This is a genomic window from Kitasatospora sp. NPDC004799 (assembly GCF_040609095.1).
Taxonomy (GTDB): domain Bacteria; phylum Actinomycetota; class Actinomycetes; order Streptomycetales; family Streptomycetaceae; genus Kitasatospora.
Map to the genome: position 1 here is coordinate 1 of NZ_JBEXJK010000528.1, position 4,981 is coordinate 4,981.

The 4,981-nt window shown below is 76.7% G+C and carries 4 protein-coding genes and 1 pseudogene; all 5 read left to right on the forward strand.

Annotated features, from left to right (window positions below):
* Window positions 1-100 (forward strand): annotated as a pseudogene (locus tag ABZW03_RS37180) (ROK family protein); the annotation flags it as partial.
* A gap of 359 nt (window positions 101-459) precedes the next feature.
* On the forward strand, window positions 460-1,032 hold the full coding sequence (locus ABZW03_RS37185; RefSeq protein WP_355268754.1) for an HEXXH motif-containing putative peptide modification protein: 573 nt from the start codon (window positions 460-462) through the stop codon (window positions 1,030-1,032).
* Between the two features lie 362 nt (window positions 1,033-1,394).
* Entirely contained in the window at window positions 1,395-1,580 is a 186-nt protein-coding gene (locus ABZW03_RS37190; RefSeq protein ID WP_355268748.1) for a hypothetical protein, read from the forward strand.
* 56 nt (window positions 1,581-1,636) lie between these two features.
* The gene (locus ABZW03_RS37195) at window positions 1,637-4,042 is read left to right on the forward strand and encodes an FxsB family cyclophane-forming radical SAM/SPASM peptide maturase (RefSeq protein WP_355268750.1); all 2,406 of its coding nucleotides are present in this window, start codon (window positions 1,637-1,639) and stop codon (window positions 4,040-4,042) included.
* Window positions 4,043-4,201: 159 nt separating this feature from the next.
* Entirely contained in the window at window positions 4,202-4,915 is a 714-nt protein-coding gene (locus tag ABZW03_RS37200; RefSeq protein ID WP_355268752.1) for an AAC(3) family N-acetyltransferase, read from the forward strand.
* Window positions 4,916-4,981: the final 66 nt, after the last annotated feature.

The following is a 4,981-nucleotide window of genomic DNA, read 5'->3' on the forward strand; positions in this document are numbered from 1 at the left end:
TCTGGTGCTCGACGGCGCGGTGCGCCCCGGCCCCAGCGGCAACGCCGGCCACCTCGGCCACATCACCGTCGACCTGGACGGGGAGCCCTGGCCGTCCGGCTGCTGCGCGCCGGGCAGCTGAGCAAGCGGGCGCTGCTGCTGCTGGCGCTGCGCCGGACGGCGCCGGAGCACGACGGCTACCGGGAGGCGTACGCCCGGGTGCGGGCGCTGCGGCGGGACGACCGGGCGCGCTGGGAAGAGGTGCTGCTGCGGCCCGAGTTGGACGCCTGGGCGGCCGACTGCCTGCGCGGCGCGGCGGCGGGAACGGACGTTCCGCTCGGCGAGTTGGGCGGGTTCCTCCGTCCGGGCCCCGGCCCGGTCCTCGCGCTGGAGTGCGACGGGCTGCGCTGGGCGCCGACGATCGACCACGCCGGTCCGCGCCGGGTGGACTACGGGCGCCCGCCGGCCGGTCCGCTTCCGGTGGCCGAACTCGCGCTCTGGGAGCGCCGGTTGGCCGAGGCCTGGGACGTCCTGGTGCGCCGTCACCGCCGCCACGCCGAGGCCGTCGCGGCCTGTGTGACCACCGTCGTGCCGCTGCGGCCCGCCCCCGGCGGGGAGGCGGTCAGCGCCGCCGCCCGGCGGGCGTACGGCGCGGTGGCGGCCTCGCTGCCGGACGATCCGGTGCTGCTGGCACTGGCCCTGGTGCACGAGTTCCTGCACGTCCAACTCGGCGCGCTGCTGGACCTGGTGCCGCTGCACCGCCCCAACGGGCCGGCCGTCTACCACGCGCCCTGGCGGCCCGACCCGCGCCCGGCCGGGGCGCTGCTCCAGGGGGCGTACGCGCACCTGGGCGTGACGGACTTCTGGCGGGCGGAGGCAGCCGCCGGGGGCGGTGGTGCGGCCCGTGCGCACGGCGAGTTCGTACGGTGGCGGAGGCACACCCTGACCGCCGGGGAGACGCTCCTGTCCTGCGGTGAACTGACGGCGAGCGGGATGGAGTTCACCGGCGAGCTGGTGCGGACCGTCCGGGGGCTCGGCGAACCGGGGGCGTGAAACCGGGCCGGCGCAGGCTTGGCCGGATGGCGGGGTTGTCCGGGGCCTCCGCCGGGCACTTCCGGGGTGTGTTCAGGTACTGGTCGGGGGTTCCGCCCCGGTGTTCGCCCCGGTGTTCGCTCCGGGTCTCGCCCTGGCGCTCGCCCCGGCGACGCGCTTCGGCGCGCGCCACGGCGAAGTGCGCGACCGCTGAACGGGTGAATTCCGGGGCTTCCACGCGCCGTCGTGCGACGTCGGCCGCCTGGGGACCCCACCGTGAGTCCGTAAGCTGCCGCGCGGAGTCTTCGCGGGCACTACATTGGTCGCAACCGGGTGGGCTTACCCACCCTCGGCAGGTCCAAACCGCGCCTAAGGAAACGAACATGACTCCGGTAACCAGCACCAGGCCGGCCGGCAAGCTCACTGACCCTCAGGAGACGCCGGAACGCCCCTCGCTCGCCGATCTCGCCGCGCTCGGCGCGGAAGAGCTCGCCTCCCGGCTCCAGCGCGCGCTCCCCGGCGCGGAATCCGGCCTCGTGCCGGTCGCTGCCTTCAACTCCTCGATCTGACCGGCCCGGAACTCCGAGCGGAAACCAGACCGAGCCGAACCGAACAGTCCAGCTCCATGACGACGTCGATTCCGCTGCCGTTGGCGCAGTTCGTGGTCAAGATGCACAGCAGGTGCGATCTGGCCTGCGACCACTGCTACGTCTACGAGCACGCGGACAGCAGCTGGCGCTCCCGGCCGAAGGTCATCGCGGACGGGATCGTGGCCAAGGCCGCCGAGCGCATCGGCGAGCACGCGGCCGCCCACCGGCTGCCCGCCGTCCGGGTCGTCCTGCACGGGGGAGAACCCCTGCTCGCCGGCCCGGACCGGTTGCGCCGGGCCGCCGTGACGCTCCGGGCGGCGCTCCCGCCCGGCTGCGCGCTCGACCTGCGCATCCACACCAACGGCGTGCTGCTGAGCCGGGACTTCTGCGCGCTGTTCGCGGAGCAGGACATCAGGGTCGGCATCTCGCTGGACGGCGACCGGGCCGCCAACGACCGCCACCGGCGGTTCGCCGACGGGCGCAGCAGCCACCCGCAGGTGCTGCGGGCGGTCGCGCTGCTGAACGAGCCCGAGTACCGGCACCTGTTCGCCGGGCTGCTGTGCACGATGGACGTCGAGAACGACCCGGTGGCCGTGTACCGGGCGCTGGCCGAACTCCGCCCGCCCGCCGTGGACTTCCTGCTCCCGCACGCCACCTGGGACGAGCCGCCCAAGCGCCCGGCCGCGCTGGGCGCCACCCCGTACGCCGACTGGCTGCTGACCGTCCACCGGCTGTGGGAGGCGGACGGGCGGCCGTTCGCCGTCCGGACCTTCGAGTCCGTGCACCGGACCCTGCGGGGGTTCTCCAGCCTCACCGAGTCGCTCGGCCTGGAGCCCTCCGACCTGGCCGTCCTGGAGACGGACGGGACCTTCGAGCAGGCCGACAGCCTGAAGACCGCGTACGACGGCGCGCCCGTCACCGGGATGAACGTCTTCGCGCACAGCCTCGACGACCTCGCCCGCCACCCCGGCATCGCCGCCCGGCAGTCCGGCCTGGCCGGCCTGAGCGAGGCGTGCCGCTCCTGCTCCGTGGTCCGCTCCTGCGGCGGCGGGCTGTACGCCCACCGCTATCGGAGCGACGATGGAGGAGGCAGCTTCGACCATCCCTCCGTCTACTGCGGTGATCTCATGACGTTCATCAACGGCGTTGCGGGGAGCGGGAGTCCGGTCGGCGTGCCGGCGCAGGCGGCGGAGGCCCCGCCGTCCGGTGCCGAGCCGCTGCCGCCCGGCGCGCTCACCCCGTCGCAACTCGGCGAACTGGCGCGCGGATACGGGAGCGCGGAGACCGTCGCCGCGCTCGGCCGCTCCCAACTCGCCCTCACCCGGGCGATGCTGGCCGCCGCCTGGGACGCCTCCGGACAGGGGCGGGCCGCGGCGTGGGCCCTGCTGGCGGAGCTCGACACGGCGGCCCCCGCCGCCGTGGACGCCGTCCTCGCCCACCCGTACGCCCGCGCCTGGGCGGCCCGCCGGCTCGCCGGGGACCTCGCGGTCGGGCTCGGCCCGCTGGCCGCGCTCACCGCGGCCGCCGCGGTCCGGGCCGGGCGGGGCGACGCGGTGGCGGTGCCCGTCCGGGGCGGGTGGCTGCACCTGCCGACGCTCGGCCGGATCGCCGTACCCGACGGCGAGGCCGTGGTCACCGGCCGGTCGGACGGCTTCGAGGTGCGGGCGGCCGACGGCTCGGTGCGCACGGTGCTGGACGAGCCGCTGCGGCGGGTCCGGCTGGCCGGCGGCTGGACGGTCGCGCTGGAGGACACCGACCCGCTGCGCGACTGCCACGACCACCCGGTGGCCGACCGCCTCCGGGACGGCGAACTGCTGGACTGGACGGGCGCGTTGCGCGAGGCCTGGGAGCTGCTCGGGCGCGACCTGCCCGGGTACGCCGAGGGCCTCCGGGCCGGCCTGACCACCGTCACCCCGCTGCGGCCCGGCCCGACCGGCCGGGACGTCAGCTCGGCGGCCCGGCAGGCGTACGGCGCGGTCGGCATCGCCCGGCCGGCCACCGCGCCGACCCTCGCGCTGCTGCTCGCGCACGAGTTCCAGCACGTCAAGCTCGGCGCGGTGCTGGACCTGACCGACCTGTACGACCGCGCCGACTCCGCGCTGTACTTCGCCCCCTGGCGGCCCGACCCCCGGCCGCTCGAAGGGCTGCTCCAGGGCACGTACGCCCACCTGGCCGTCACCGAGTACTGGGGCACCCGCACCCTCGCGTACGACGGACTGCCGGGCACGGCCGCCGACCGGGCGCGGGAGCAGTTCGCGCTCTGGCGGCGGTACACCGCCGAGGCCGTGGAGCGGCTGGCGTCGTCCGGGGCCCTGACCGGGACCGGCCTGCGCTTCGCCGACGGCATGCGGGACACCGTGACCCCCTGGCTCGCCCTGCCGCTGCCCGCCGCCGCCGAGCGGGCGGCCGACCGGGCACGGCGGGAACGCGCCGGGGTCTGACCTCCCACTCGCGCCGCCCCGGGCCCTCCCCCCGCCCGGGGCCCTCAACCCCGGGGAGTCGCCATCCTCACCGAACCCCGCGCCGGCGGCGCCGCCGTCGCGTCCCCCGTCCACCCGCTCGTCCGCGACTTCGTCGACCTGGGCGTCCGCCCGGGCACGGTGCTGCACGTCCAGGCGTCCCTGCGCGCCCTCGGACCGGTGCCCGGCGGGGCGGCCGGTGTGGTCGAGGCCCTGCTCGAAGTCCTGGGCCCCGACGGCACCTTGGTCGCCTACACCGCCACGCCCGAGAACTCCGCCTCCTCGCGCGTCCACCAGGCCGCCACCGCCGGGCTCTCCCCGGCGGAGGTGGCCGAGCACCGGGCCCGGATGCCCCGCTTCGATCCGGCCACCACCCCGGCCTCGCCCTCCGTGGGGGCGCTGTCGGAGGCGGTCCGCACCCACCCGGGCGCGCTGCGCAGCGGCCACCCGCAGACCTCCTGGGCGGCCGTGGGGCGGCTCGCCCGGGAGGTCACCGCCCACCACCCGCTGACCTCCCACCTCGGCCCGGAGTCGCCGCTCGGGCGGCTCTACGAGCTGGACGCCCGGGTGCTGATGCTCGGCGTCCCGATGGACCGCTTCACCGCCTTCCACCTGGCCGACCTGCGGATGCCCGACGTCCGGGTGCGGGAGTACCGCTGCGTCGGGCCGGACGGCTGGACGGCCTTCCGGGCCCCCGACCTGGACGACCTCCACTTCGGCCGCCTCGGCGCCGAGGTCCTGCGCACCGCCCGGGGCATCACCACCGCCCGCGTCGGCACCGCCGACTGCCGCCTCGTCCCGCTCCGCGAGGCCGTCGACCTCGCCGAGGCGGTCCTGCGCCGCGGCCGCCCCTGAAACCCGCCCCGTTCCCGTTCTCAGCACCTGATCCCACCGTTTCCCACCCCCCGCCCCCACACCCAC